18 protein-coding genes and 1 pseudogene are annotated in these 24,337 nt (G+C 61.6%); 4 read left to right on the top strand and 15 right to left on the bottom strand.

Going from position 1 to position 24,337, the window contains the following annotated elements; translation table 11 throughout:
* Positions 1 to 65 precede the first annotated feature (65 nt).
* Positions 66 to 1,034: a quinone oxidoreductase family protein gene (locus ACMFWR_RS28645; RefSeq protein ID WP_413195756.1), complete on the bottom strand. Its 969-nt coding sequence runs from the start codon at positions 1,032 to 1,034 to the stop codon at positions 66 to 68.
* Positions 1,035 to 1,154: 120 nt separating this feature from the next.
* Positions 1,155 to 1,739, bottom strand: a complete 585-nt coding sequence (locus ACMFWR_RS28640) for a TetR/AcrR family transcriptional regulator (protein ID WP_413195755.1) — start codon at positions 1,737 to 1,739, stop codon at positions 1,155 to 1,157.
* A gap of 442 nt (positions 1,740 to 2,181) precedes the next feature.
* On the opposite strand from ACMFWR_RS28640, the gene ACMFWR_RS28635 reads away from it, so the two are divergent.
* The gene (locus ACMFWR_RS28635) at positions 2,182 to 2,928 is read left to right on the top strand and encodes a redoxin domain-containing protein (protein WP_413195754.1); all 747 of its coding nucleotides are present in this window, start codon (positions 2,182 to 2,184) and stop codon (positions 2,926 to 2,928) included.
* A gap of 153 nt (positions 2,929 to 3,081) precedes the next feature.
* On the opposite strand, the gene ACMFWR_RS28630 is transcribed toward ACMFWR_RS28635, so the two are convergent.
* From ACMFWR_RS28630 to ACMFWR_RS28615, 4 genes are all read right to left on the bottom strand, one after another.
* Positions 3,082 to 4,017: a LysR family transcriptional regulator gene (locus ACMFWR_RS28630; RefSeq protein WP_413195753.1), complete on the bottom strand. Its 936-nt coding sequence runs from the start codon at positions 4,015 to 4,017 to the stop codon at positions 3,082 to 3,084.
* A gap of 166 nt (positions 4,018 to 4,183) precedes the next feature.
* On the bottom strand, positions 4,184 to 5,887 hold the full coding sequence (locus tag ACMFWR_RS28625; protein WP_413195752.1) for a flagellin: 1,704 nt from the start codon (positions 5,885 to 5,887) through the stop codon (positions 4,184 to 4,186).
* 260 nt (positions 5,888 to 6,147) lie between these two features.
* Positions 6,148 to 7,137 carry a zinc-dependent alcohol dehydrogenase family protein gene (locus ACMFWR_RS28620; RefSeq protein WP_413195751.1) on the bottom strand — a complete coding sequence of 330 codons (990 nt, stop codon included), beginning with the start codon at positions 7,135 to 7,137 and terminating at the stop codon, positions 6,148 to 6,150.
* A 391-nt stretch (positions 7,138 to 7,528) separates the two neighbouring features.
* Complete coding sequence (locus ACMFWR_RS28615; protein ID WP_413195750.1) at positions 7,529 to 8,116, bottom strand: hypothetical protein; 588 nt, start codon at positions 8,114 to 8,116, stop codon at positions 7,529 to 7,531.
* A 612-nt stretch (positions 8,117 to 8,728) separates the two neighbouring features.
* Between ACMFWR_RS28615 and ACMFWR_RS28610 the strand changes: the two genes are divergently transcribed.
* A complete protein-coding gene (locus ACMFWR_RS28610; protein ID WP_413197375.1) occupies positions 8,729 to 9,610 on the top strand; it encodes a fructose bisphosphate aldolase in 882 nt (293 codons plus the stop codon).
* Positions 9,611 to 9,788: 178 nt separating this feature from the next.
* Here the strand turns inward: ACMFWR_RS28610 and ACMFWR_RS28605 are convergent, their stop codons facing one another.
* From ACMFWR_RS28605 to ACMFWR_RS28580, 6 genes and pseudogenes are all read right to left on the bottom strand, one after another.
* On the bottom strand, positions 9,789 to 10,829 hold the full coding sequence (locus ACMFWR_RS28605; protein WP_413195749.1) for a LysR family transcriptional regulator: 1,041 nt from the start codon (positions 10,827 to 10,829) through the stop codon (positions 9,789 to 9,791).
* 36 nt (positions 10,830 to 10,865) lie between these two features.
* Positions 10,866 to 11,978 carry an NADH:flavin oxidoreductase/NADH oxidase gene (locus ACMFWR_RS28600; protein WP_413195748.1) on the bottom strand — a complete coding sequence of 371 codons (1,113 nt, stop codon included), beginning with the start codon at positions 11,976 to 11,978 and terminating at the stop codon, positions 10,866 to 10,868.
* 196 nt (positions 11,979 to 12,174) lie between these two features.
* Positions 12,175 to 13,746, bottom strand: a complete 1,572-nt coding sequence (locus ACMFWR_RS28595; RefSeq protein WP_413195747.1) for an efflux transporter outer membrane subunit — start codon at positions 13,744 to 13,746, stop codon at positions 12,175 to 12,177.
* Between the two features lie 10 nt (positions 13,747 to 13,756).
* A pseudogene (locus tag ACMFWR_RS28590) lies at positions 13,757 to 16,948 on the bottom strand (efflux RND transporter permease subunit).
* A gap of 28 nt (positions 16,949 to 16,976) precedes the next feature.
* Positions 16,977 to 18,212 carry an efflux RND transporter periplasmic adaptor subunit gene (locus ACMFWR_RS28585; protein ID WP_413195746.1) on the bottom strand — a complete coding sequence of 412 codons (1,236 nt, stop codon included), beginning with the start codon at positions 18,210 to 18,212 and terminating at the stop codon, positions 16,977 to 16,979.
* Between the two features lie 35 nt (positions 18,213 to 18,247).
* Positions 18,248 to 19,069 carry an alpha/beta hydrolase gene (locus ACMFWR_RS28580; protein ID WP_413195745.1) on the bottom strand — a complete coding sequence of 274 codons (822 nt, stop codon included), beginning with the start codon at positions 19,067 to 19,069 and terminating at the stop codon, positions 18,248 to 18,250.
* 607 nt (positions 19,070 to 19,676) lie between these two features.
* On the opposite strand from ACMFWR_RS28580, the gene ACMFWR_RS28575 reads away from it, so the two are divergent.
* Positions 19,677 to 20,801 carry an alkene reductase gene (locus tag ACMFWR_RS28575; protein WP_413195744.1) on the top strand — a complete coding sequence of 375 codons (1,125 nt, stop codon included), beginning with the start codon at positions 19,677 to 19,679 and terminating at the stop codon, positions 20,799 to 20,801.
* Between the two features lie 260 nt (positions 20,802 to 21,061).
* Here the strand turns inward: ACMFWR_RS28575 and ACMFWR_RS28570 are convergent, their stop codons facing one another.
* Positions 21,062 to 22,069 (bottom strand): LysR family transcriptional regulator, encoded by a 1,008-nt coding sequence (locus ACMFWR_RS28570; RefSeq protein WP_413195743.1) that lies wholly within the window; start codon positions 22,067 to 22,069, stop codon positions 21,062 to 21,064.
* Positions 22,070 to 22,377: 308 nt separating this feature from the next.
* A complete protein-coding gene (locus ACMFWR_RS28565; protein ID WP_413195742.1) occupies positions 22,378 to 22,767 on the bottom strand; it encodes a tautomerase family protein in 390 nt (129 codons plus the stop codon).
* A 225-nt stretch (positions 22,768 to 22,992) separates the two neighbouring features.
* On the opposite strand from ACMFWR_RS28565, the gene ACMFWR_RS28560 reads away from it, so the two are divergent.
* Positions 22,993 to 23,649, top strand: a complete 657-nt coding sequence (locus ACMFWR_RS28560) for a glutathione S-transferase family protein (RefSeq protein WP_413195741.1) — start codon at positions 22,993 to 22,995, stop codon at positions 23,647 to 23,649.
* Between the two features lie 13 nt (positions 23,650 to 23,662).
* Here the strand turns inward: ACMFWR_RS28560 and ACMFWR_RS28555 are convergent, their stop codons facing one another.
* The gene (locus ACMFWR_RS28555; RefSeq protein WP_413195740.1) at positions 23,663 to 24,133 is read right to left on the bottom strand and encodes an Rrf2 family transcriptional regulator; all 471 of its coding nucleotides are present in this window, start codon (positions 24,131 to 24,133) and stop codon (positions 23,663 to 23,665) included.
* Positions 24,134 to 24,337 lie beyond the last annotated feature (204 nt).

The raw sequence follows: 24,337 nt of genomic DNA, 5'->3' as shown, positions 1-24,337 counted from the left end.
CACGACGCCAAAGGCATCGTGACTTCGCATCGGCCGCCACAAGCGAACCGATGCGAAGTCGTTTTTCAGGGTACCAAAAGCAATTTACCCGTCGTAGCACGTCGTTCCATATCGGCATGTGCCTGAGCGGCATCAGCGAGGCTGTATTCGCCACCGATATGCACGTTGAGACTCCCCTTCGCGATCATGTCGAACAGCTCAGCGGTACGCGATCGAAGCCGTTGTGTCGTGTAGATGTGATCGAAGAACACGGCGTAGCCGAGCTTGATGCTCTTCGGCAGGCTCATGATGTCGATCGGACCCGGGCCGCCGAGGACCGGACCATACCAGCAGAACGTACCCGACCGGCGCAGCGAATCGACCGACCCTTTGAAGGTCGTCGGCCCGGAGCCGTCGTACACGACATGCACCCCCTCTCCGCCAGATAGTCGAATGACCTCCTCCGCAAAGGTCCCTTCAGTATCGACGACCACGTGGTCCGCACCCGCAGCCTTCGCAATATCGACTTTGTCTGGTGATGAAACGCGGCCGATCACGTGACCGCCCCGGTGCTTGATGATCTGCGTGAGCAGCAATCCGAGGCCGCCCGCCGCCGCATGCACGAGCGCGATATCGCCAGAACGTACCGCGTAAAAGTCGGTCGCGAAGTGGCTTGCCGTCAGCCCTTGCATCATGACCGCCGCGGCCGTGCGATCGTCAATCTCGTCGGGGACCGGCACCAACGCGCTCGCGGGGGCGAGTACTCGCTGTGCGTAGCTGCCGGGTACGTAGACCCACGCAACACGTTGTCCGACACTCAGGCTCTCGACGCCTTCGCCAAGCGCAATCACACGCCCCGATCCTTCGACGCCGAGTGTCTTCGGGTCAGGATCCGTCTTCCACGCCATGCCCTGCCGCACGCCGATATCCATGAAATTGACGCCTGCACAAGCGACTTCGACCACCGCCTGACCCGGTCCGGGCACTGGCTCCGGTCGATCGACGTAGTCGAGCACTTCATGCCCGCCCGAGCGCTGCATCACAATGACTTTCACGACTTCGCTCCTTGATTCTGTGTTTCGTGGCTCGATCGTTATTGATCGATCAGTCCATAACTAGTTTAAAAAAAGGCGGCCTTGATTCAGGCCGCGCCACCGTTCGCCTCACTCGATCCCTCAGCGACTCCGGATCCTGTCGATCGCAAACCTCGCGATCGAGCGCAAGGTTTTCGCATCCAGACCACCCCGCGCATTCAATTGCAGACCTTGCATCGCGGTCAGAACGAACATCGCAGTCGCTTGCGCGTCGAGCGACGCATCAATTTCTCCGAGTTGCTGACCTTCCCGAATCCGCTCGACGACGGGTGCGAGCAGTACGCCACTCATCTTCGCGCGCATCGAAGCCAGGTCTTCATCATCCGCACCATGCTCGCAGACGGAATTGACGCCCATACAACCCAGGGTGCGTTCCCTTTCGTCGCGCGCGATCACACCGAGCAACATGGATTCGAGCCCGGCAACGGGCGTCGATGCGGCCTTGAGCCGTCGTACATGTCCGCTGACGCTTTCCTGCTGATATCGGTCTAACGCTTCAAGATAGAGTTCACGCTTGCTGCCGAACGTGTTGTATAAGCTTTGCCGACCGATGTTCATGGCAGCCAGCAGGTCGTCCGTCGAGGTTGCGGCGAAGCCTTTCTGCCAGAACACGCGCATCGCGTTGTTCAACGCTTCGTCGCGATCGAATTCTCGGGGTCGTGTCATGGAGTGAGCATCGCCAGTTATGGAACGTTTAGTCAATTATACACAACGGGCCGCGAAAGCTGGCGCGAGAGTCTGCACGTGGACACGTTGAGCGCGCCATATATCGCCGCCGCACCGGGCGTTGTGCCCGCCGGCCGGGTGCAGACCAGCGTCGAGCCATGCGCGTGTCCTCCCCGCCGCGATGGCCCTGAAGGTCGATTCATCCATAACCGGAATAAGGCCCATCCCGGTAGACGGCTATCTGAAGCGGCCTCCGATCTCTACATTTCACCTCAATGCTTGACGTGAACGCTGTCACAGCTGCGAGGGATGTAACCGCTGCCGCAGCGACGCGGACCATCGGGACAAACGGGATTCGCGAAACGACCGAAGCGACCCGAAGGTGGCGCACGGCGCGCAAGCGTCGTGCGCCAACCCGTTCGGTCAAAAGGGGCAAGTCATCATGCAAGTCGATCGGCATTTCCGGAACACCGACCCGGACACATTGGCGGAAATCGCCGGGGCTGCAGCAGCGGCCGCGGTACCGCGTGCATTGCGTGCAGGCGACCATGCCCCGCTCTTCACCCTGTTCGACAAGCGCGGGGTCAAGGTCTCGCTCAGTGCGCTGATGGCCTCCGGGCCCATCGTACTGACCTTTTTGCGCGGCGACTGGTGCACTTTCGGAGACTCGCAACTTGCGGAATTCCAGTCGTTCCATGCCCGCATCGCTGAGCTCGGCGCGGCCGCAATGACGATTGCCCCGCCAAGCCGGCCGGGGCAGGACGCACCCGCCGGCGAGCTCCGGCAAGACCAGCGCGATGCGCCGGGCAACGCTGCAGTCCCCGAGGAACAAGGCCCGTGCGACGCACGCGACCGGCCCGATTCGCAATGTCTTCCGGAACTCGTCGATGTGAATATGCGGGTCGCACGTGCCTTCGGGCTCGCGTTCGAGCTGCCCGAGCCGCTGCGCGGCGCCTATCTCGACCTCGGGTACGTACCACCCAGGACGAAGGCTGGAAGCTTCCTGGTGCCTATCCCGGCTACCTACCTCATCGATCAGGATGGCGTCGTCGTCCTCGCCTATGTCGACGTCGATTACCGTAATGGCATGGACTTCGGATCATTGCTTTCGGGGTTGCAGGCGCTACGCGCGCGTTCAGTCGCCGCGCGTCGTGCGGCGACGCTGGCGACAATCGAGCCGCGCGGATAGGGGTCGGCCACCCGTGCAGCCCCCCCTCGAGACGGGGAGGCGCGACGCAGGCCGACGAGCGGCGGAAAGGCCGGGCGACAGGTGGGGCGAGAGGCAGGGAGGTTCAGGAGCGGTCGAGAAGCGTGTCGAGAAGCGGCTTGCAACGCCAGCCGCTCACGCCGTCTTTGACAACCGCAGCTCGCTGCGTCGCTCGAGGCCGAACTCGGGGGCGAGACATTCTTCGACGTACGAGGCGAACAGACGAGCCTTTGTACTCGCCAGTCGTCCTGTCGGGTAGACCGCTGCAAGCGGGACGGGAGGCAGCGCCCAGTCGTCGAGGACGGATACCGCTACGCCGGATTTGAGCTCAGGTGAGAACGCCCATTCCGACGCGACAGCGAGGCCCATACCGGCCAGCACCGCGGCCCGGAGTCCTTCGGTCGCCGAGATCTTCACACTCCCCTGCAATCGCAACGAAACGTCGACCGTGTCCTTGCGGAACGTCCAGTCTTCACCACCGCCAATATCCCGCGTATAGATGATGGCCCGATGGGAAAGGAGATCGGCAGGGGTCTTCGGCATGCCATGGCGTTTGACATAGTCGGGCGTAGCGACCACGAGGCGACGCGCCTCGCCAATGCGACGGGCGGTCATGTTCGAGTCGGCCAGTTGGCCCATCCGCAACGCCAGGTCGATCCCTTCGTTGACGAGGTCGATGTTGCGATCGTCGAGCACGAGATCAAGTTCGAGATCGGGATGGCGTTCGAGAAATTCGGGCAGACGCGGCACGATATGCAGCCGCGCGAAGCACACTGCGGCGGACACGCGGAGTTTGCCCTTGAGGTCAGAAGCGGTGCCACGAGCGGCGCGCACGGCCTCATCGGCCTCTTCGACGGCGCGCAGGGCCCGTTGATAAAAGCCTCGCCCGGCCTCGGTCGTCGTCAGCGCGCGCGTGGACCTCAGGAGCAATTTGACGCCCAGCCATTCCTCGAGCTGAGCGATGGCTTTCGATACGGCCGGTTGGCCCATATCGAAGTGGCGTGCTGCGGCAGAGAAGGAACCCGTGTCGACGACACGGATAAAGATTTCGATCGCCGACAAGCGGTCCATGGCTGCTCTCCAAGCGCGCAATGTACTGCGGTACCGGATATAGCTTCGAATCCAGCCGGAAACCGCAGTGTAACCGCCTTCGAGTCACACGCGCGGACCTGCCCGCGCGCCACCTGGACTGACGGCGCCGCGCGTGCGGCGCCTCTTCGACCGAGTGCCTGTGGCTTTACTGCTGACCCAGCAGCTTCATGACCTGCTGCGGGATCTGGTTGGCCTGAGCCACCATCGCCGTGCCGGCTTGCTGGAGCACTTGTGCGCGCGACAGATGCGACGCTTCGAGCGCGTAGTCCGCATCCTGAATCGACGATTGCGAGCTTTGTGCGTTCTGCGTCGACGTCTGCAGTTCCGTGATCGTCGACGAGAAGCGGTTCTGAACAGCGCCCAGCGTACCCTGCAGGGCGTCGACCTGTTCGAGTGCCGAGTCGACCGAGTCGATCGTCTTCTGGGCAGCGTCCACCGTCAGCACGTTCGCCTCGGAGAGGTTCGTGATGTTGTCCGTCTCGGTGTAGATCGACGTGCCCGCGCCTTGCAGGCCCGCATCCGTAATACCCGAGAACGTCAGGCCGGCGCCGTTGAACGACTCGAGGTGCAGGTGACCGCTCGAATCAGCCGAAGCCTGCACGTTCATCACGTGTGCGGCGTTGATCGCGTCAGCGAGGTCCGATGCGTTCCAGTTCGGGCCGGTCGTCACGACCGTGCCGTTGATCGTCACGCTTGCCGTCGCCGTACCGCCCAGCGAAGCGGCCGAGCCGACTGCCACGCCGTTTGCCGTCAGACCGCTCGAGCCGCCCGACATGTTCTGCACTGCCGTACCCGACAGGTGGATCTGCTGGCTCGACGCGAGCGTCAGCGTGCCGTACAAGGTCGTCGGGGTCGAGCCGATCGTCGCGCCCGCGCCGTCTGTCAGCGCGCCGGAGCCTGCCGAGTCCGTCAGCGAGATATTGCGGCCATCCGCAGCCGTCAGTTCGAGGGTGCCGTCAGCGTTACGCGAAGCCGTGACACCGGTTTGCGACGATTGCGCGTTGATCGAGTTGACCATGTCGCCAACCGAAATGGCGCCCGCGCCTGCGCTGTAGACCTGCACGCCGTTCACGCTGAACGTCGTGGTCGTCGAAGCCGTTGCCGCGACCGTCACGTTCTGGCTGTTGGTCGCCTGGACGCTGAGGCCGTTGATGTCGGCGTTGTTGATGGCTGCCGCTGCTGCGTACGCGCTGTCGGGGGTTTGACCGTTTTCCGGGCCTTGCTGAGCCGTGCCGATCGCGTAGGTCTGACCCGTGCCGAGCTGAATGGCCAGGGCGCCGGTTGCGAGGTTGTAGCCTGCGCCGGAAGACAGTTCTAGCGGCACCGAGCTCGTTTGACCGATTTGCGAGGTCTTGACGCTTTGCGACAGGTCAACATTGATCGTCTGACCGGCGTCCGCGCCGACTTGGAACGTGGCTTCGCCGAACGTGCCGTCAAGCAGGTTCTGGCCGTTGTACTGCGTCTGCGAGGCGATGCGGTTGATTTCCGACAGGCGCTGCTGAACTTCCTGGTTCATCGACGCGCGGTCGCTCGGCGAGTACGTCGAGTTCGACGCCTGCACGGCGAGCTCGCGAATACGCTGCAGGTCCGACGTAATTTGCGCAAGCGCCGAGCCGGCCGTTTGCGTCAGCGAGATGCCGGTCGTCGCGTTTTGCTGAGCCGCCGTCAGGCCGCCGATTTCAGCACTCATGCGATCCGAGATCGCCATGCCGGCCGCGTCGTCGGCCGCGCTGTTGATGCGCAGGCCCGACGAAAGTCGTGTGACGGAGGTCGTCAGCGCCGCTTGCGACTGCGCAAGGTTGTTTTGCGCAATAGTCGAAAGAATGTTGGTGTTGATGATCATTGCCATCGCAGGGCTCTCGCTTCCGGAGTCGATGCGCCGATGGCTTCGGGATTTTCCCTAGGCCCGTTCGTTTTTCGGCGCGCGTTGTTTAGTACTCGAGTTAACGGTGACCTTGCAGGAAACTTTAATCAGGGTCAGCCCGGTCAATACCGGCGCGGCTCACGGCGTGGGATGGGGTCAGAATGACGAAACGCCAGTTGTGGAATGACGGGGCTGACGGACCCGATTGGCGCGGTCCGGAGCGCCTCCCGGCGTTCCGGAGTTCGCTAAACGTTGACGACGATCTTGCCGAACTGGCCGTTCTGCTCGAGGTATCGATGAACCTCGACCATGTCATCAAATTGAAACTCCCGGTCGATGATCGGCTTGAGCTTGCCCTGTTCGAGCCCCTTGAGCACGTACTCGACCGCCGCCTTGCGACGGGCCGGATCGCCGCTGGTCAGCCAGATATTGTGGGCTTTGACGGTCTGCATCTTGGCGATCATCTTCAGCACCGGGATCTCGGTCGGCCCCTGAGCCAGTGCGCCGTAAATAAATGCGATGCCCTGGAACGACATCACCGAGATCAGTTTGGCGAAGTTCGGGCCACCGACCGGATCGAAAACTACGCGCGCACCCTGGCCGCCCGTTATCCGCTCGATTTCGCCGACGAAGTCCGTTTCGTCCGTCACGATCACGTGCGTTGCGCCGGTGCCCAGCAGCGTCTGGCGCTTGTCCGCGGTTCGCGTCAGCGCGATGGTCGTCGCACCCGCGAAGTTCGCAAGCTGGATTGCAGCCAAACCAACGCTGCTCGACGCGGCCGGAATCACCACAAAGTCACCTGCCCCGACTTTGGCGTCTTCGATCAGGGCGCCGTAAGCGGTCACAAACATCATCCAGATCGACGCCGCCTGCGCATACGACAGCGATTTCGGATGCGGAACGATTGCGTGCTCGGGCACGACGATGATTTCGCCGTAGGTGCCGTAGTCGTTCATTGAAAACGACGGCATCACATTGACGTCGTCGCCGACGGCAATGCCTTCGACATCGGAACCAACAGCGTCGACCACACCCGCCGCTTCGTAGCCAAGGCCAGCCGGAAATTTCACAGGTTCAATATAGTCATCGAGCCGCCACATCGACTCTGCCCGATTGATGCCGATCGCCTTGACGCGCACGCGGACCTCGGTGGGACCGGGTGCACGCACTGCGGTGTCGATGAAACTAAGAACTTCCGGCCCGCCGGCCTTGGAGAACTGAACAATGCGCGACATTTGAACCTCGTAAGTGGGTGAAGCAATGGCCGGTCGCGAATCGCGACGCCGCCATCGTCGTCAATCGGGGAATCGGGTCATGGCATGTGTCGTCGCTGAAGCCATGGTCCGTGCTCTCTGATCGCTGTTCGATCGAGACATGGAACGCGTGATCCGCGTCCTTATGTTGGTTCAAACTCTATTGATGTCCAGATCGCCAGAGAAGGGGCGCAATGGGATATCGCTTATTCCGGTTTGGGATAAGTCACCCCGCGCGCTCGCCCAGTGTCGTCCAAAGCGGATTCATGCGCTCATAGACCACCGTGTCGGAGGGGTGACTATTCGACGGCGGCAGAACCGACGCAGGAATAGCGCGCTCTCCGTGCTCGATCAACAATGTGCAGTGATTGCTTCATTCGCTATCCCATGGCATTCGCACCAAGTCGCCTTGCTCTACAAAGTCGCGATGAGGCATTGAGGAAGACAGTCCTACAGTCTCCTCTGCCCTTGAGGTCGCCTTGCTCATGACCTTGTAGCCTGCGATCACCGCGCCGATCAGCGCGATCGTCAAAATATTGACGACGAGATTCCCGCCTATGTCCGCAATCCACCCTTTCAACGTGCGCTTCCTGGCTAGCGTGTCCTCAATTCGCACCACGCCACTTCGGACGGATTCGATTTGCTCCGATAGAACGGAGGCGTTAACGCGTGCTTCGATTTCAGGGATGCAAGCGGCCAGCCCGTCGGTAAGAAACTGGTCGGCCAGTAGAACCCCCCTCTCCCTGAGACCGTCGACCTGCTGGGGTAAAGAGTTCTGCGCCCGAAACGACTCCAACTCCTGCCGTGTCGGCGGGCGTTTCATTTGCGCGCGGATGTGCTTCACGTATTCGACCTTCTGCTCTTTGTAGAGCACGTAGGCAAAGGCCCCCACAGCATCGGTGGGGCCGTCTACCAGTAACTCGAATACCTGATTGTAGGAAGGCTGCTGGCGCGCGTTCATATGCCCGTCTTCCTGCGAGCCTCAGCCCATATCCGATTGATCTCTTCCTCCGAAAAACGAACCCCACGCAGGATCTCCTGACAGACCGGAGACAGAGTCTTGAATTCGCTCGAGACAGGAACGGGTCGAACTTCAGACGTGCTCTGCTCATTGCGGTGATAAACGGACATGGACCCTCCCATTGGTCACTGGCGCACCGGCGCATTAGTGCCCGGGCTGACTTGATCCGCACGATAGCAGTGTGGTTGTATTGAATTACGGCCTGCGGCGCTATGTCGCAGCCTTAATTGGGCATGCAGGGATTTGTGATACTCGCTGTCACAGATCGCTTGTTATCGCTGATTCGCTTTGACGAAGAACGACCCGACTCATCCTCACATTCGACCCGTCAACGGGCATGGAACGCGCGCGCGGCAAGGCATCGCACCGACGCCCTTCTGAGGCCCATTCAACCGAATGGCGGCATAGAACGAAAGGACGGCGAGCGACCCCGCCGGATGTCGGACTAAAATACCGCCATCGATGTCGCGCCGGCGGGCCTGCACGTCCCAGCCGGCGGCCAGATCAAGTCATTTCACGCAAACGGAGGATACGACTGTGGCCCATGAAGAAATGCTCGCCCGAATGGCCAAAGACCCGGGATTCATCGCAGCACTTGATCAGAGCGGGGGATCGACACCGGGCGCACTGCGTCAATACGGCATCCCCGACGATGCCTACAGCAACGAAGCCGAGATGTTCCGGCTGATGCATGAAATGCGCGTGCGCATCATCACGTCCAACGCATTCGCCCAGCACAAAGTGATCGGCGCGATCCTCTTCGAAGCCACGATGGACGGGCAGGCAAACGGGAAGTCGGTGCCCGCCTTCCTCTGGCAAGACCGGAAAATCGTTCCGTTCCTGAAGGTCGACAAGGGTCTGGTCGACGAGAAAGACGGCGTTCGCCTCATGAAGCCGATTCCGGGCCTCGAAGCCTTGCTCGAACGCGCGAAAAGCCTTGGCGTATTCGGCACCAAGATGCGATCGGTGATCGGGCACAATTCGCCGACCGGGATCGCCGCCATCGTCGAACAACAGTTCGAGTACGGTGCGACGATCGACGCGAGCGGGCTGATGCCGATTCTCGAGCCGGAAGTGCTGATCACGACGCAGGACAAGGCAGGCGCCGAAGCTACGCTGCGCACCGAGATCGCCAAGCGGCTCGATGCACTGCCCGCCGGTCGGCAAGTCATGCTGAAGCTGACGATCCCCGAAGTGCCCGACTTCTACCGCCCCTTGATCGAGCACCCGCGAGTCGTTCGGGTGGTGGCACTGTCGGGTGGCTACTCGCGCACCGAAGCCTGCCAGAAACTGACTGAGAATCACGGCATGATCGCGAGCTTCTCGCGCGCGCTCATCAATGATCTCAAGCAGCAAATGAGCGACGCCGAGTTCGATGCGACGCTCGGAGCGGCCATCGACGAAATCTACGCGGCTTCGACTCAGAAGAAGTAAAGCTTGTCCGATCAGTCCGCCGCACTCACCGATGCGGCGGCCGTTCGGGCAGACGTCCCTTCAGGTGCCGTCCGTTCAAGCGGACGGCTCTTCAGTCAAATGCTGTGCGTCCTGGTGACCGTGCGGGTCCTGGTCACCGTGGGCGTCCCGGTGACCGGTAGCGCCCGCTGCCATTCTGCTAGACGGCGTCGATCGCATCGACGACATCCCCCGCGTTCACCTCTTCCTGCTCGAGCGCCAACCTTCCCCTCGGCGTCGCGACAGCGTGGGAACCGCGGCTTGCCGGAGCCCGGTCAAACAGCACCGACCTTCGCCCAGCCAGCGCCGGCCAACCCTCAAACAGCTCGGCAACCCACTCCACAAACAGGCGAACCTGCGGCGACAAATGACGGTTGTGCGGATACACCGCCGAAATGGGCATCGCAGTCGGCCGCCACTGAGGCAAGAGTTCAACCAGTTCGCCGGACTGAAGATACGGCTCGGCGAGCATGCGCATCGGTTGCGTGATCCCGGCGCCCTTAAGCGCGCCTGCAAGGTACGCGTCGGCATCGTTGACGGCGACCTTGCCGTTCATCTTGACCTGCACCACTTCATCGCCGACATCGAACGACAGATCCATCGTTCGCCCCGACTTGGTCCAGAAATAGTGAATCGCCGTGTGCGACTGAAGCTCTTCGATCGATCGCGGCATGCCGTGACGCGCGATGTAGTCGGGACTCGCGACCGTCACGCTCTCGTAGAGCCCCACGCGACGCGCGACCAGCGACGAGTCCTGCAACTCGCCGACGCGGATCACGCAGTCAACGCCCTCCTGAATAAGATCGACCGGCCGGTCGCTGAACCCGATCATCAGTTCGATGTCGGGATACCGCTCGTGAAACTCAAAAAGCTTCGGCAACAGAATCGATCGCCCGAGACCGCTGGGCACATCGACACGAAGCTTCCCGCGGGGTCCGCGAAGCGCATCGGTCAGCGCACTCTCCGTGGCCTCGACGTCGGCGAGGATGCGCACACAGCTCTCGTAGTAGGCCGCGCCATCCGCGGTCAGATTCAGGCGCCGCGTGGTGCGTTGAAGCAAACGCACCTTCAACAGCGCCTCGAGCTGCTGGATCACGACGCTGACCGAGGGCCGGGGCATATCGAGCACACTCGCCGCGCGCGAGAAGCTTCCGGTCTCCACCACGCGTGTGAAGACCTTCATGGCGTGAAAGCGATCCATTGCCGGTTCCTCGTCAGACAGTCGTGGCCCGGCGGCTCATCGCGCACCGTGCACGATGGAACCGAACAGGTCCGCGTGACCGTGCGGAGGCGCACGCCAGTACTGCGGAGCCGCTTCGACCCTGGCGCCCAGCTTCGCTGCAGCGTGCCAGCCCCAACGCGGGTCGTACAGCATGCCCCGCGCGATGGCCACCGCGTCCGCCTGCCCGCTCGAGACGATGTCTTCCGCTTGCTGAGCATCCGTGATCAGACCGACCGAGAAAATCGTCACGCCCGTCGCTTCCTTGATGTCCTTCGCGAATGGCACCTGATAGCCCGGACCGACGGTGATTTTCTGAAGCGGCGAGATACCGCCCGACGACACATCGACCCAGTCGACGCCACGCGCCTTGAGCGCTTTCGCGAATTCGATGGTCTGCGCGACATCCCAGCCACCGTCCACCCAATCGGTCGCCGATACCTTGATGCCGAGTGGCTTGTGCTTCGGCCACACTGCGCGCACGGCGTCGTAGACCTCCAGCGGGAAGCGCATGCGATTCTCGAGCGAGCCACCATATTCGTCGGTGCGCTGATTCGAAATCGGCGACAGGAACTGGTGGAGCAAATAGCCGTGGGCGCCATGCAGTTCGATGGCATCGATGCCAAGCCGATCAGCACGGCGCGCAGCGGAAACGAACGCATCGCGGATACGGATCAAGCCCGCGCGATCCAGTGCATGCGGTACTTCTTCACCGTCCTTCTGCGGCACGGCCGACGGTGCATCCGTCACCCAGCCACCGTCAGCGAGCGCGATCTGGTGGCCGCCCTTCCAGGGCACTTCGCTCGATGCCTTGCGCCCTGCGTGTCCAAGCTGAATACCCAGGCGGACGTTCGAATGCGCGCGCACTGCATCGACGACGGGCTTGAGTGCGGCTTCCGTGACGTCATCCCACAGCCCGAGATCGCCGGGGGTAATGCGGCCGACGGCCTCGACGGCGGTGGCCTCGATCACCAGCAGGCCTGCACCCGATGACGCCAGACCGCCCAGATGAATCAGATGCCAGGACGTGGCCTTACCGTCCTCAGCGACGTACTGACACATCGGCGCCACCACCACACGGTTCGGCACCTGCAATTCACCCAGCTTGATCGGAGAAAACAGATTGCTCATTTTGATCACACCTCATTGAATTCGATACATCGACGAATCGTCGTCGGCCATGACTCGAAAATACGGCGATTTCGCTCAAACAAAAATCCACCAAGGCAACATCACTTGTAGTGAATCGAATATCAATCCGCCGCATCGGTCGGTGTTTCGTACGGCGCTTCGTACGGATCGCCGCCGATGTCGACCGGATCGGCGATCAGTTGCTCGCGACCGCCGGTGCACCCGATCGCGTTGCGCCCGCATCGCCCACATCGCTCGTGTCGCCCCATCCGCCACCCAGGGCCCGGATCAGATGAACCGTCGATACAGCCTGCGTCCCCGTCAACTGGGCTGCAGCGAGTTGCGACTGAAGCACGGTGCGCTCGGCATCGATCACGTCCAGATAATTGACCGCACCCTCGGTGTACTGCGTCCGCGAGATCTGCGCGGCGCGTGCCGAAGCGACCACCGCTTCGTCCTGCACACGCGTCTGGTCCTTGAGAATCCGGAGATCCGACAGACCGTCTTCGACTTCCTGGAAGGCCACGAGCACCTGCTCGCGGTATTTCGCGGCGTCTTCTTCATAGACGGCCCGCGCATCGGCAAGATTGCCCTTGCGGCGGCCACCATCGAAGATCGGCACTGTCAACGCCGTACCCGCGAGCGGACCCATCAGGAAAGCGCGGCTCGACCACTTGAACAGATCGCCCAACGTGGCCGATTCGAAACCGCCGGTGCCCGTCAGCGACAGCGACGGAAAATACGCGGCCTTCGCCACACCAATCCGCGAATTCGCGGCAGCCATCGCGCGCTCCGCCGCAGCAATGTCCGGGCGCCGCTCAAGCAACGCCGAGGGCAAGCCCGGCGGGATATCGACGCCGACTGGCTTGATCGGATTGGCGGCGAGTGAGAACTGCGCAGGGGCCTTGCCGAGCAGAACCGCGAGCGAATGCTCCGACGCCGCACGCAGACGTTCGACGCCCATCTGGTCCGACTGTGCCGTCGCAAGCTCTGCCTTGGCACGCGCCAGATCGAGTTCGCTCGTGTCACCCTCGTCGAACTTGTGCTGCACGATCTTCACGGCCTCCTGGCGCAGATCGACGCCGCGCTTGTAGACATCGATCTGCGCGTCGTACTCACGCAGATTGAAGTAGTTCTGTGCGACATCGGCCTGCAGGGCGAGCTGCACCGAGCGGAACAGCGCCTCGCTTTGCTGTGCGTCGGCCTGAGATGCCTTGACGGTATCCGAGACGCGTCCGAACAGATCGACCTCATACGATGCGCTGGCCTGTGCCCGCCACATCGTCTGCTGCGGAATATTCGTGCCATCGGGCTGCAGCTGCGATGCCGCGGAGACCTTTTCACGCGTCGGACCGAACCCGGCATCGACGGTCGGGAACAGGGCCGAGCGCGCGGTTTCGTTGATGGCGCGTGCTTCCTTCACGCGTGCCGCGGCTGCCTTGAGGTTCTGGTTGGCCTGCGAAGCCTGCCGCTCGAGGTCGTTGAGCGTCGCGTCGTCGAACACCGTCCACCATTCACCGCGGGGGATCTGATCCGACGGCTGTGCCGTCTTCCACGTTCCTGCGTCGGCGGCGCTTGATACAGCATTCGTTTCTGCATTCGTCGACGATGCCGCCGTCGCAGCCGTAGCTTCCTTATAAGCCGCAGGCGCATCGACATCGGGCTTTACGTACGTCGGAGCCAGCGAGCATCCTGCGACGATCAGCAGCGAGGCCAGCAGGGACGAAAAGCCCAACCACTTTCCGAGTTTCAGCGTATTCGTATTCATTTGCGTACCCTCACGCTTCAAGCGAAGCATTGACACCGCGCATCTGCGGATGCGTGCCGTGCGTGTCGACAATATGTTCGGCACCCGACAGCTTGCGCAGCAGCACATAGAACACCGGGATCAGCATCAGGCCGAAGAAGGTCACGCCGAGCATGCCGAAGAACACGGCGACACCCATCGCATGACGCATTTCGGAACCCGCGCCGGACGACAGCACCAGCGGTACGACACCCATGATGAAAGCGATGGACGTCATCAGAATCGGGCGCAACCGCATACGGCTCGCTTCAATTGCTGCCTGCACGATCGAGCGCCCTTGCATTTCCAGTTCACGCGCAAATTCGACGATCAGGATCGCGTTCTTTGCCGACAGGCCCACCAGCACCATCAACCCGATCTGCGTGAAGATGTTGTTGTCACCGCCTGTGAGCCAGACACCGAGCAGTGCGGACAGAATGCTCATCGGCACGATCAGGATCACGGCAAGCGGCAAGGTCAGGCTTTCGTACTGCGCTGCAAGCTACAGGAACACGAGCAGCACGCTGATCGGGAACACCCAGACTGCGGCGTGTCCGGCGAGCTTTTGCTGATACGTCAGGTCAGTCCATTCGAACTTGATGCCACGCGGCAGGACTTCAGCCGCAACGCGCTCGGCAGCCGCCTGCGCTTCATCCGTCGAGTAGCCGGGCGCCGGGCCGCTGTTGATATCGGCGGCCGTGTAGCCGTTGTAGCGAACCACCATTTCCGGACCATATGAAGGCGTGACCTTCACGAGCGAGGACAGCGGCACCATGTCGCCATTCGCGCTGCGTGTTTTGAGCAGGCCGATGTCTTCAGGATGCGAGCGGAACGGTGCATCGGCCTGAACACGAACCTGGAATACGCGGCCGAACTTGTTGAAGTCGTTCACGTACAGCGAACCCAGGTAGACCTGCATCGTGTTGAACACTTCGTCCACGGGCACGCCCAGCTGCTTCGCCTTGACGCGGTCGAGATCGACATTGATCTGCGGCACGTTGATCTGGTAGCTCGAAAACGTGGGTCCCAGCTCAGGCGTCTGAGCCGCCTTCTTGATAAACGCCTGCGTCGCGTCGTTCAGTGCCTCGTATCCCAATGCCCCGCGATCCTCGAGCTGCATCTTGAAGCCGCCGAGCGTGCCCAGACCCAGCACCGGAGGCGGCGGAAACACCCCGATGTACGAGCCCTTGATCGTCGAGTACTTCTTGGCGATATTGGCCGCAATGACTTGTGCCGTCAGACCCTGGCGCTTGCGTTCTTCGAAGCTCTTGAACGTGATGAAGACGATGCCGGCACTCGACGAGTTCGTGAACCCGTTCACCGAGAGACCGGGGAACTGCACGGCCGCCTCGACACCGGGTTCCTTGTCGGCGATGTCGGCCATCTGACGCAGCACCTGCTCCGTACGGTCGAGCGACGCGCCGTTCGGCAGCTGTGCAAACGTGATCAGATACTCCTTATCCTGCAACGGCACGAATCCGCCCGGCACCACCTTGCCCATGAACACCGCGCCGGCAGCGAGGAAGGCGAACAGCACCATCATCACGGCCTTGTGGCTGACCGCCTTCTTCACACCGCTGCCATAGCGTTCGGAACCCCGATGGAACACCGAGTTGAACGCTGCGAAGAAGCGACCAAAGACAGCATCCATCCCGCGCGTGAGCCAGTCTTTCGGCTCATCGTGGCCCTTGAGCAGCAGGGCCGACAGCGCAGGAGACAAGGTCAGCGAGTTGAAGGCCGAGATCACCGTGGAGATCGCAATGGTCATCGCGAACTGCTTGTAGAACTGGCCCGTCAGACCCGACATGAACGCGAGCGGCACGAACACAGCGACCAGCGTCAGCGCGATCGCGACAATCGGACCACTCACTTCGCGCATCGCCTGATACGTCGCCTCTCTTGCGCTCAGGCCCGAGGCAATATTGCGCTCCACGTTCTCGACCACCACGATCGCATCGTCAACGACGATCCCGATCGCAAGCACCATCCCGAACAGCGACAGCGCGTTCACCGAAAAACCAAAGGCAAGCAGCAGCGAGAACGTCCCAATGATCGACACGGGCACAGCGAGCAACGGGATGATCGACGCACGCCACGTCTGCAGAAACACGATTACCACGATCACCACGAGCGCAATCGCCTCGAGCAGCGTGTGCAGCACGGCGTGGATACTTGAGCGGACGAACTGCGTCGGGTCGTAGACGATCCGGTACTCGACGCCGTTCGGCATGTCGGGCTTCATATCGGCCATTTCCTTGCGCACGGCATCGGAGATCTGCAGGGAATTGGCACCGGGCTGCTGGAAGATCCAGAGCGCGACCGCCTGGTGGTTGTCGATCAGCGAACGCAGACCATACTCCGACGCGGCAAGCTCGACGCGCGCCACATCGCCGAGGTGCGTCACGGCACCGTCGGCGCCTGTCTTGAGCACGATGTCGCGGAACTGGTCTTCCGACTGGAGCCGGCCCTGTGCATTCACGCTGAGTTGCAGCGCCGTGCCCGGGCTCGGCGAACCGCCGATCACACCCGCGGCCACCTGGATGTTCTGCTCCTTGATCGCGTTCACGACATCCGTCGCGGTCAGATCGTGCTGAGCGACCTTCTGCGGATCGAGCCAGACACGCATCGCATAGTCGCCCGAGCCGACGAGCTGAACTTCGCCCACGCCAGGAATCCGCTCGAGACGATCACGAACATTGATCAACGCATAGTTGCGAAGATAGTTCATGTTGTAGCGGCCGCTCGGCGAGTTCAGGTGAACGACCATCGTCAACGTCGGCGACGACTTGATGGTCGTTACGCCCAGGCGCTGCACGTCTTCGGGGAGGCGGGGCAGTGCCTGGTTCACGCGGTTCTCGACGAGTTGCTGCGCAAGATCGGGGTTCGTGCCGAGCTTGAACGTGACAGTCGTCGTCAGATTGCCGTCGCTGTTCGCCTGGGACTGCATGTAAAGCATGTTTTCGACGCCGTTGATCTGCTCTTCGAGCGGCGAGGCGACGGTTTCAGCGATGACCTTCGGATTGGCGCCCGGGTATTGCGCACGCACGATCACCGAAGGAGGAATCACTTCCGGATATTCGGAAATCGGCAGCTTGAAAATCGACAGCACACCGCCGAGTACGATCAGCACCGACAACACACCGGCGAAAATCGGGCGGTCGATAAAAAACTTTGAGATGTTCATGGCATGGACCTGTGCGAGAGGCGCGCGGTTAGGAAGCGCGCTTGGCAGCAGGCGTGCCCGACTGAGCCCGGGCCTGCGATGAAGGCGTCTTGTGGTCGGGATCGCCGGCCATCGACACGGAGTTGACCGACACCACGTCGTCGGGCCGTACGCGTTGCAGGCCGTTGACGACAATGCGTTCGCCGGGCTGCAGGCCGCGCGTGATCACACGCAGGCTGTCGTGCATCGTGCCGAGCTCGACTTCGCGGTACTGGACGCGATTGTCTTTATCGACGACGAACACATACTTCTTGTCCTGATCGGTTCCGACGGCAGCGTCGTCGATCATCAGCGCTGGATGGGGTGTGCCGCCGCCGACCTTCACGCGCGCATACATGCCGGGAACCAGCGAGGCATCGGCGTTGGCGAAACGTGCTCGCACGCGGATCGTGCCGGAGCTCGTGTCGAGCCGGTTGTCGACAGAGTCGACGACACCCTTGCGCGAGAAGCCCGACTCGTTGGCCAGACCCAGGTCGACCGGCACGCTGGCGTCGCTGTCGTGACTCAGATACTTGAGGTAGGTCTGTTCGTCGACATCAAACTCAGCGTAGATCGGCGACACCGAGACCAGCGTCGTCAGCAGCGGTGCGCTCGAACCGATCGACACGATATTGCCGACGGTCAGTTCGGCGCGCGACACGCGTCCGCTGACCGGTGCCGTGATGGTCGTGTACCCGAGATTGATCCGTGCTGCTTCAAGTGCGGCTTGCGCCGCCTTGACGCCCGCAGCGGCTTCATGTGCCGCGTTCTGCGCCTGGTCGTAGTCGCGCTTCGCAATCGCGTTGTCAGCAAGCAGCCGGTCGGCGCGCGCCGCATCGCTCGCCGCATAGCCGTTGCGCGCCTGCGCCGATGCGAGCTGAGCTTCGGTCCGATCGACTTCCGCCTGGTAGGGGCGCGGGTCGATCGTGAACAGCGGGTCGCCCTTCTTGACGAGTGCGCCGTCCTTGAAGTGCACAGCGACGATCGTGCCCGATACGAGCGGGCGAATGTCGACGTGGTCGATTGCCGCGAGGCGGCCCGAATAGTCCTGGTAGTCGGTGATCGTCGCGGAGATCACGGTTGCGACGTCGACTTCGGGAGCGTTAGGCGTCGGCTTGGCAGCGGCTTGCGCGGCACTCAGCGGAAAGCCGTGCACGATCTCGTGATGAGCCACACCGGTGCCGATTCCCGCTACGACCAGCGTCGCGGCGATGGCAATTGAAATGCGCTTGCGAGTGGAAGACATGGAAAACTCCTGGTTTCAAGAAGAATTGGGCTTGTTCACATGGCGAGCAGCGAGGGCACCTTGCTCAGCCGTCGCTGAAGAAAATTGACGACATCCGCAATGGCTTTCGGATGGGTCGCGATGTCGTCGTGCGTCGTGTCGGGGTGGCGGGTGACTTCGGTCGGCACACCCGCAGCGATCAGCGATGCCGCATAGGTCTCGGCCTCGACGTGCAGGATGTCGGGATGCGCCGTGGCGATCAGGGCCGGGGGCAAACCCCTCAGGCGCGACGACTCGAGCGGCGCAGCGTACGGATGCAGGCGATGCAGGGCACCCGGCAGATACGCGCGATAACAGCGCGAGCACGCTTTGAACTGTTGATCCTGCGACCGGAGCGTCGAATCGGTCGGGATCCTCGTCATGCTCGGGTCGAGCAACGGCGCCAGCATGATTTGAGCGACGAGATGGACGTTGCCCCGATCGCGCGCCATGGCCGCGACGACCGTCGCGAGATTTCCACCGGCATCGTGACCGGCGACGGCGATGCGCTTGGCATCGCCGCGGTTATCGCGTGCATTGGCAAATGCCCACGTGAGTGCCAGGTATGCATCTTCCGGCGCAGCCGGAAACGGAAAGGCAGGCGCCAGCGAATAGTCGACCGAGACGACCCACGCCGGCGTATGCAGCGCCAGTGCGCGTGCCGTGGCATCGGCGTCTTCAACGGAACCTTGTGTGAAGCTCCCCCCGTGGAAGTACACAACGATGGGCAGCGAAGTGCGCGCCCGTGACAGCCTGTAGGTCCGCAGCAGAATGTTCTGCGCATACCCTTCGATGCTGACGTCGCGCACCGTGATGTCTGTATCTGACGTGCGTTCCATTTTCGATCGCGCTGCTTGCGCGCTCCAATGCCTGTTTCGATGGAGCGGATTCTGGCGATGCGATCGCAATCGAAAAATGCGCGAACGACTCCAAGAGTAGTCAGCTAAAACAAACAATCGGGTTCGACATGCGCGGCGGGAACGACGATTTCGAGTGGATCCGTCAGCAGGGCGAAGCGACCAAACCCATATGCAGCAAGGCATTGGGCGGATTCAGGGGTGTCGTGGGGACGCGTACGGTACCGCCTCGCGCGGCGCGGGAAGGCGCCTGTCCCGTCAGCCAAATTGACTAGTAGCGATTTGTGACTAATCGCCGGACGGGGCGCGCATCGAATCGGGAAATCTCCCAGAAAGCCTTGCCAGGCGGACGCCACGCCGTTTTTCGTTCCTCTTCAAACAGCAGCAAGAGGCATGTCCGCAGCACCCAACCCGTCGATTGTTCTCCCAAACCAACAAGTCCTGGAGCGCGGCGACGCTTTATCCACCTCGTGGTGATTCACATAATTCGATCCAACCCGTGACGCCGTGCAGCACCTTCCCGGCAACAACGCAGCAGATGCAGCCGGCGCGGACACCAGACAGCACCACTCTCTTTTCGAGGATCATCATGAGCACACTCTTCTCGCCCGTTAAAGTCGGTCCCTTCGAGTTCGCACACCGCGTCGTTCTCGCGCCGCTGACCCGTATGCGCGCCGAAGCTGGCGCACGTCCGGGCCCGCTGATGGCCGAGTACTATTCGCAACGCACGTCGGAAGGCGGCTTCCTGATCGGTGAAGCGACCATCGCCGCCGAAAACGGCAACGGCTATCTTGGCGCCCCCGGACTGTATGAAGACAGCCAGATCGCCGGCTGGAAGCAAGTGACGGACGCCGTGCACGCCAAGGGCGGCACAATCTTCCTGCAGCTCTATCACGCAGGCCGTCAGTCCAATGCACAGCTTCAGCCCGGCGGTGACCGCCCGGTCGGCCCGTCGGAAATTCCGCACGGCGGTGTGGCCTATACCGAGGCAGGATGGGTGCCGAACACGCCGAATCGCGAGATCACCGTTGAAGAAATCCAGGGTCTCGTCGAGAGCTTCCGTACCGCAGCTCAACGCGGCATCGCAGCCGGTTTCGACGGCGTCGAACTGCATGCAGCCAACGGCTACATCTTCGATCAGTTCCTTCAGGACGGCAGCAACAAACGCACGGATAGCTACGGTGGATCGATCGAGAACCGCGCGCGCTTCCTGCTCGAAGCAACGAAGGCCGTGATTTCTGTCTGGGGCAATCGCAAGGTCGCGGTCCGCATCGGACCGAGCGGCGAGTTCGGCGACATGCACGACAGCAACCCGGAAGCACTGTTCACGTATGTGGCCGCCGAGTTGAACAAGCTGGATATCGCCTACGTGCACGTCATCGAACCGCGCGTCGTCGGCAACGTCGATGATGAAACGAAGGATCAGAGCCCGGTCGCCGCACAGACGATTCGCAAGTTCTTCCACGGTACGCTGATTGCAGCAGGCGGCTTCAAGCGCGATACGGCTCAGGCGATCATCGCTGCCGGAACTGCCGACCTGGTGGCCTTCGGCCGCGACTTTATCGCCAATCCGGACCTGCCGGAGCGTCTGCGCCGTGACCTGCCGCTGAACGCCTATGACCGCCCGACGTTCTTCGGCGGCACGGAAGTCGGCTACACGGACTACCCGTTCTACTCGGACTCGAGCGCTCAAGTCGAGGAAACGGTTGAGTAAGTAGCGGGGCGACGAGGCAAGATGCGGCGAGGTACGCCGCACTCATGCGAAACGCGGCCACGATGTGCTGAACATCGTGGCCGCATTGCGTTTCGCGACGCATCGCGACGTGTCACACAACATTGCATCGTCGACACCAACATGGCCAAGTCGTCGTCGCAAACGATCACGCCTCCCGCACGTTGTCCTGCACATCGTTCCGGTTGGCGCCCTTACGACGCGAGCCCGATCACACTTGGACGACCCCGTTGTCGTTGCGACTACGAGGTCACGACGTCAGCCTCGCCATCGGCAATCTCGCCGTCGCCACTGCCAAACTCTCCGACGCTGACTGGCAGGCATCGCGCGTCGGCCTCGCCATTCGTCGAAAGAAGCGGACTGGTCTGAAACAAGTCCGCGATCCAGTCAACGAACGCGCGCACGGTCGATGACAGGTGGCGATTATGCGGATACACGATGGATATCGGCATCGGCAGCGGTTTCCACTGCGAGAGAATCTCGACCAGGGCGCCCGACTCGAGGTGAGGAATGGCCAGGAATTTTGAGCCCTGAACAATGCCGAGTCCTGCCAGAGCGCTGTTGAAGTAAGCCTCAGCGTCGTTGACCATCATCGTTCCACGCATCTTGACCTCGACCATCTTTCCGTCGACATCGAACGTCAAAGGCATCACGCGGCCGGTGCGTCCCCAGCAGTAGTTGATGGTGGTGTGGTCCTGCAGATCATCGATGGTTTGCGGTGTGCCCGCCCTCCGCAAATACTCGGGACTGGCAATCGTCACGCCCTGGTAAATACCGATGCGCCTCGCAACCAGCGACGAATCCTGAAGTGTGCCAATCCGGATTACACAGTCGATCCCTTCCTGAACCAGATCGACCGTCTTGTCTCCGAGCCCGAGCATGAGGTCGATCTCGGGGAATTTCTGGTTGAAATCATTGAGCGCGGGCACCACGATGTTTCGACCCAACGCACCCGGCATATCTACGCGCAGCTTGCCACGCGCGGTCCGTACCTGATGCGAGAACGAACTTTCGATTTCGTCGATGTCGGCCAGCACCCGCACGCACTGTTCGTAATACGCTGCACCGTCGGGTGTGAGATTCAGGCTTCGGGTCGTACGCTGCAACAAGCGGACTTTGAGGTGCGCTTCAAGCCCCTGAACGATCACCGTTACCCGGGGCCGCGGGATATCGAGCGTTTCAGCCGTCCGCGTAAAGCTTTTGGTCTCGACCACGCGCGCAAACACCTTCATTGCATGGAGCACATCCATCACAGCCCTCGCCCGAATCGTAGTGAAAGTCACACCGCAAGCGCAGAGGCAACGGTTCGTTTTGCTCGGACTCCTGCGTCCCTGGCCGATGACTTGCGTGACAAGCGCCGTCAAGCCGCCCTGCCAGCCCGCCCTTAGCGCGATGTCGCGAGTGTAATAGTTGTGCCCGGGATCGGCTCACCGAACCCGGGGGCAACGACATACGATGGCGTACTGAAGACGGCGTAGGGAAGCTACGAACGCAGGCGGGCTTCGCGCCCGGCGAATGCCCGCATGGAGATGAACGGCTGGAGGTGAACGACCGGAAGTTACAAATCGCCAGTCAGAAACTGGGCGCGGCCGTGACCGAAACTCCAGTCGGCGTCCGAGTTGATCGTGAAGGAGACGATCACGTCGGACGGCGCAATGCCGCAGTTCGACGAAAGCTCTTCGACAAGGTCCTGATAAAACCTGATTTTTGCTTCTTCGGAGCGCGGCCTGCTCACGACGTTCACCACCACGACGTCATCCGTGCGTTGAATGCCAAGACCCGTGTCTTCAAGGCGCACATGCGACTTTTCGTGCTCCTGCACGATCTGATAGCGATCGCGTTCGGGGACATCAAATGAACGAACAATCGCCCGATGCGCCGCATCGAGCATGGACGCGATTTGCGATTCCGACTTTCCCTTCAATACATCAAAGCGAACCAGTGGCATGACGTTCTCCTTAAGGCCGATGTTGTTCCGTGTTCCTTCTGGGTCAACTGTATGGCCCGTCGGTACGCGCGTCGATGCGCAGGCCCAACGTGTCTTGTCTTCTATACCGAATAATCGGTGCGTCGCCACCTCGGTATGCGAACGAAAACGAGATGCCGTACGCTACTGCGGCACGACTGACCACACGAACCCGTGCGCCGCGACGCGCAACATCGGAGACCTCGCATGAAACTGATTGGCCCCTGGCTGTCCGGTTATACGCGACGCGTTGGCGTCACCTTGAATCTGCTCGATATCAAATACGAGCATCTGAACTATCACGCCTACAAGCAGCGCGATCTCGTGAGGCAGTTCAGTCCGATGGTCCGCGTGCCGGCGCTCCAGCTGAATGACGGCGAAGTCCTCATCGACAGCAATTCGATCGTCGACTATCTCGACAGCCTCGTCGAACCCGAGCAACGCCTGATTCCCGCAGGCGGCCATGACCGTCGGCGCGTGATGCAATGGGTTGGATACGCCACCGCGTGCTACGACAAGCTGGCGCGATACTGCGACGAATCGATGTTGCGCCCGAAGGAACATCAGCTTGCGCCGCTTCAAGCCGAATATGAACGTCAGCTCGTGGCCGGACTCGACGTGTTGAACAAGGAACGGCCTTCTCCGTGGTTGCTCGGCTCACGGATCACACAGGGCGACGTGATGGCCGTGATCGCGTATCAGGGTGCCTCGCTCGTGATTCCCGCCAGCGCCAACGCGGAGCGTTTTCCGAATCTGGCCGCGTTGAGCGACAGGGCCATGCAGATGCCCGCCTTCAACACTACGTTGCCGTCGCTCGCCGAGCTTGCCGAGTCCGGACTGGCGCCGGCGGCGGAGAACGCCTGATTCATCGATCTACCTATCGGGCGTGATCAGGCGGCACAAATCGTACTGCCGCGCTCACACCCAGTAGGTGATTCAACGATTGTCGCTTCACGACGAGATCGGCGATCGTCAAACGACTCAACGTGTCCAGGTACGACTTGAGCGCCGCACTCAGCGCAGCGCGCAAGCCACACGCAGCCGTTATCACGCATTCGTTGTGCTCCGTATCGAAGCACTCGACCATATGGAAGTCAGGCTCCATCGTACGCACGACGTCACCGACATTGATCCTGGACGCGGGCCGGCTCAGGCGAATACCCCCCATCCGGCCCCGGATGGTCGTCAGGTATCCCGCCTTACCCAACGAATGAACAATCTTGACCAAGTGGTTGCGCGGGATCCCGAACGCGGACGAAATCTCTTGAATTGTCACGAGACGTTCCTCGGCCAACGCAGCGAACATCAGCGTGCGCAAACTGTAGTCCGTATAGTCAGTCAGTTTCATCCGTTGCTCTCCGACGCCCCAAAAGCGCCGCTATGTGTCGAAAGCGCGTTCGTATGGCAACGCGCACGTTTGCCACTATGCCGGGCGCGACCGCGAAGAAAACGGGATCGTAGCACCTGACTTTCAACGGGGCTTAGCCACAACCCCATGAATGGCCGATCATTGCGTCGCCCCCCGCCGTATCAACGTCCGTGCAGAAGTCCG

The sequence above is a fragment of the Pararobbsia alpina genome, assembly GCF_965118125.1.
Classification (GTDB): Bacteria; Pseudomonadota; Gammaproteobacteria; order Burkholderiales; family Burkholderiaceae; genus Pararobbsia; species Pararobbsia alpina_A.
The sequence above is the reverse complement of the archived record's forward strand: the minus strand, read 5'-3'. Positions and strand labels throughout refer to the sequence as shown.

What these genes read in the sequence shown, in the direction of transcription:
- ACMFWR_RS28640 (WP_413195755.1), bottom strand. Translation starts at nt 1,739, where the DNA reads ATGACACGACCCCGAGAATTCGATCGCGACGAAGCGTTGAACAACGCG.
- ACMFWR_RS28635 (WP_413195754.1), top strand. Translation starts at nt 2,182, where the DNA reads ATGCAAGTCGATCGGCATTTCCGGAACACCGACCCGGACACATTGGCG.
- ACMFWR_RS28630 (WP_413195753.1), bottom strand. Translation starts at nt 4,017, where the DNA reads ATGGACCGCTTGTCGGCGATCGAAATCTTTATCCGTGTCGTCGACACG.
- ACMFWR_RS28625 (WP_413195752.1), bottom strand. Translation starts at nt 5,887, where the DNA reads ATGGCAATGATCATCAACACCAACATTCTTTCGACTATTGCGCAAAAC.
- ACMFWR_RS28620 (WP_413195751.1), bottom strand. Translation starts at nt 7,137, where the DNA reads ATGTCGCGCATTGTTCAGTTCTCCAAGGCCGGCGGGCCGGAAGTTCTT.
- ACMFWR_RS28615 (WP_413195750.1), bottom strand. Translation starts at nt 8,116, where the DNA reads ATGAACGCGCGCCAGCAGCCTTCCTACAATCAGGTATTCGAGTTACTG.
- ACMFWR_RS28610 (WP_413197375.1), top strand. Translation starts at nt 8,729, where the DNA reads ATGCTCGCCCGAATGGCCAAAGACCCGGGATTCATCGCAGCACTTGAT.
- ACMFWR_RS28605 (WP_413195749.1), bottom strand. Translation starts at nt 10,829, where the DNA reads ATGGATCGCTTTCACGCCATGAAGGTCTTCACACGCGTGGTGGAGACC.
- ACMFWR_RS28600 (WP_413195748.1), bottom strand. Translation starts at nt 11,978, where the DNA reads ATGAGCAATCTGTTTTCTCCGATCAAGCTGGGTGAATTGCAGGTGCCG.
- ACMFWR_RS28595 (WP_413195747.1), bottom strand. Translation starts at nt 13,746, where the DNA reads ATGAATACGAATACGCTGAAACTCGGAAAGTGGTTGGGCTTTTCGTCC.
- ACMFWR_RS28585 (WP_413195746.1), bottom strand. Translation starts at nt 18,212, where the DNA reads ATGTCTTCCACTCGCAAGCGCATTTCAATTGCCATCGCCGCGACGCTG.
- ACMFWR_RS28580 (WP_413195745.1), bottom strand. Translation starts at nt 19,069, where the DNA reads ATGGAACGCACGTCAGATACAGACATCACGGTGCGCGACGTCAGCATC.
- ACMFWR_RS28575 (WP_413195744.1), top strand. Translation starts at nt 19,677, where the DNA reads ATGAGCACACTCTTCTCGCCCGTTAAAGTCGGTCCCTTCGAGTTCGCA.
- ACMFWR_RS28570 (WP_413195743.1), bottom strand. Translation starts at nt 22,069, where the DNA reads ATGGATGTGCTCCATGCAATGAAGGTGTTTGCGCGCGTGGTCGAGACC.
- ACMFWR_RS28565 (WP_413195742.1), bottom strand. Translation starts at nt 22,767, where the DNA reads ATGCCACTGGTTCGCTTTGATGTATTGAAGGGAAAGTCGGAATCGCAA.
- ACMFWR_RS28560 (WP_413195741.1), top strand. Translation starts at nt 22,993, where the DNA reads ATGAAACTGATTGGCCCCTGGCTGTCCGGTTATACGCGACGCGTTGGC.
- ACMFWR_RS28555 (WP_413195740.1), bottom strand. Translation starts at nt 24,133, where the DNA reads ATGAAACTGACTGACTATACGGACTACAGTTTGCGCACGCTGATGTTC.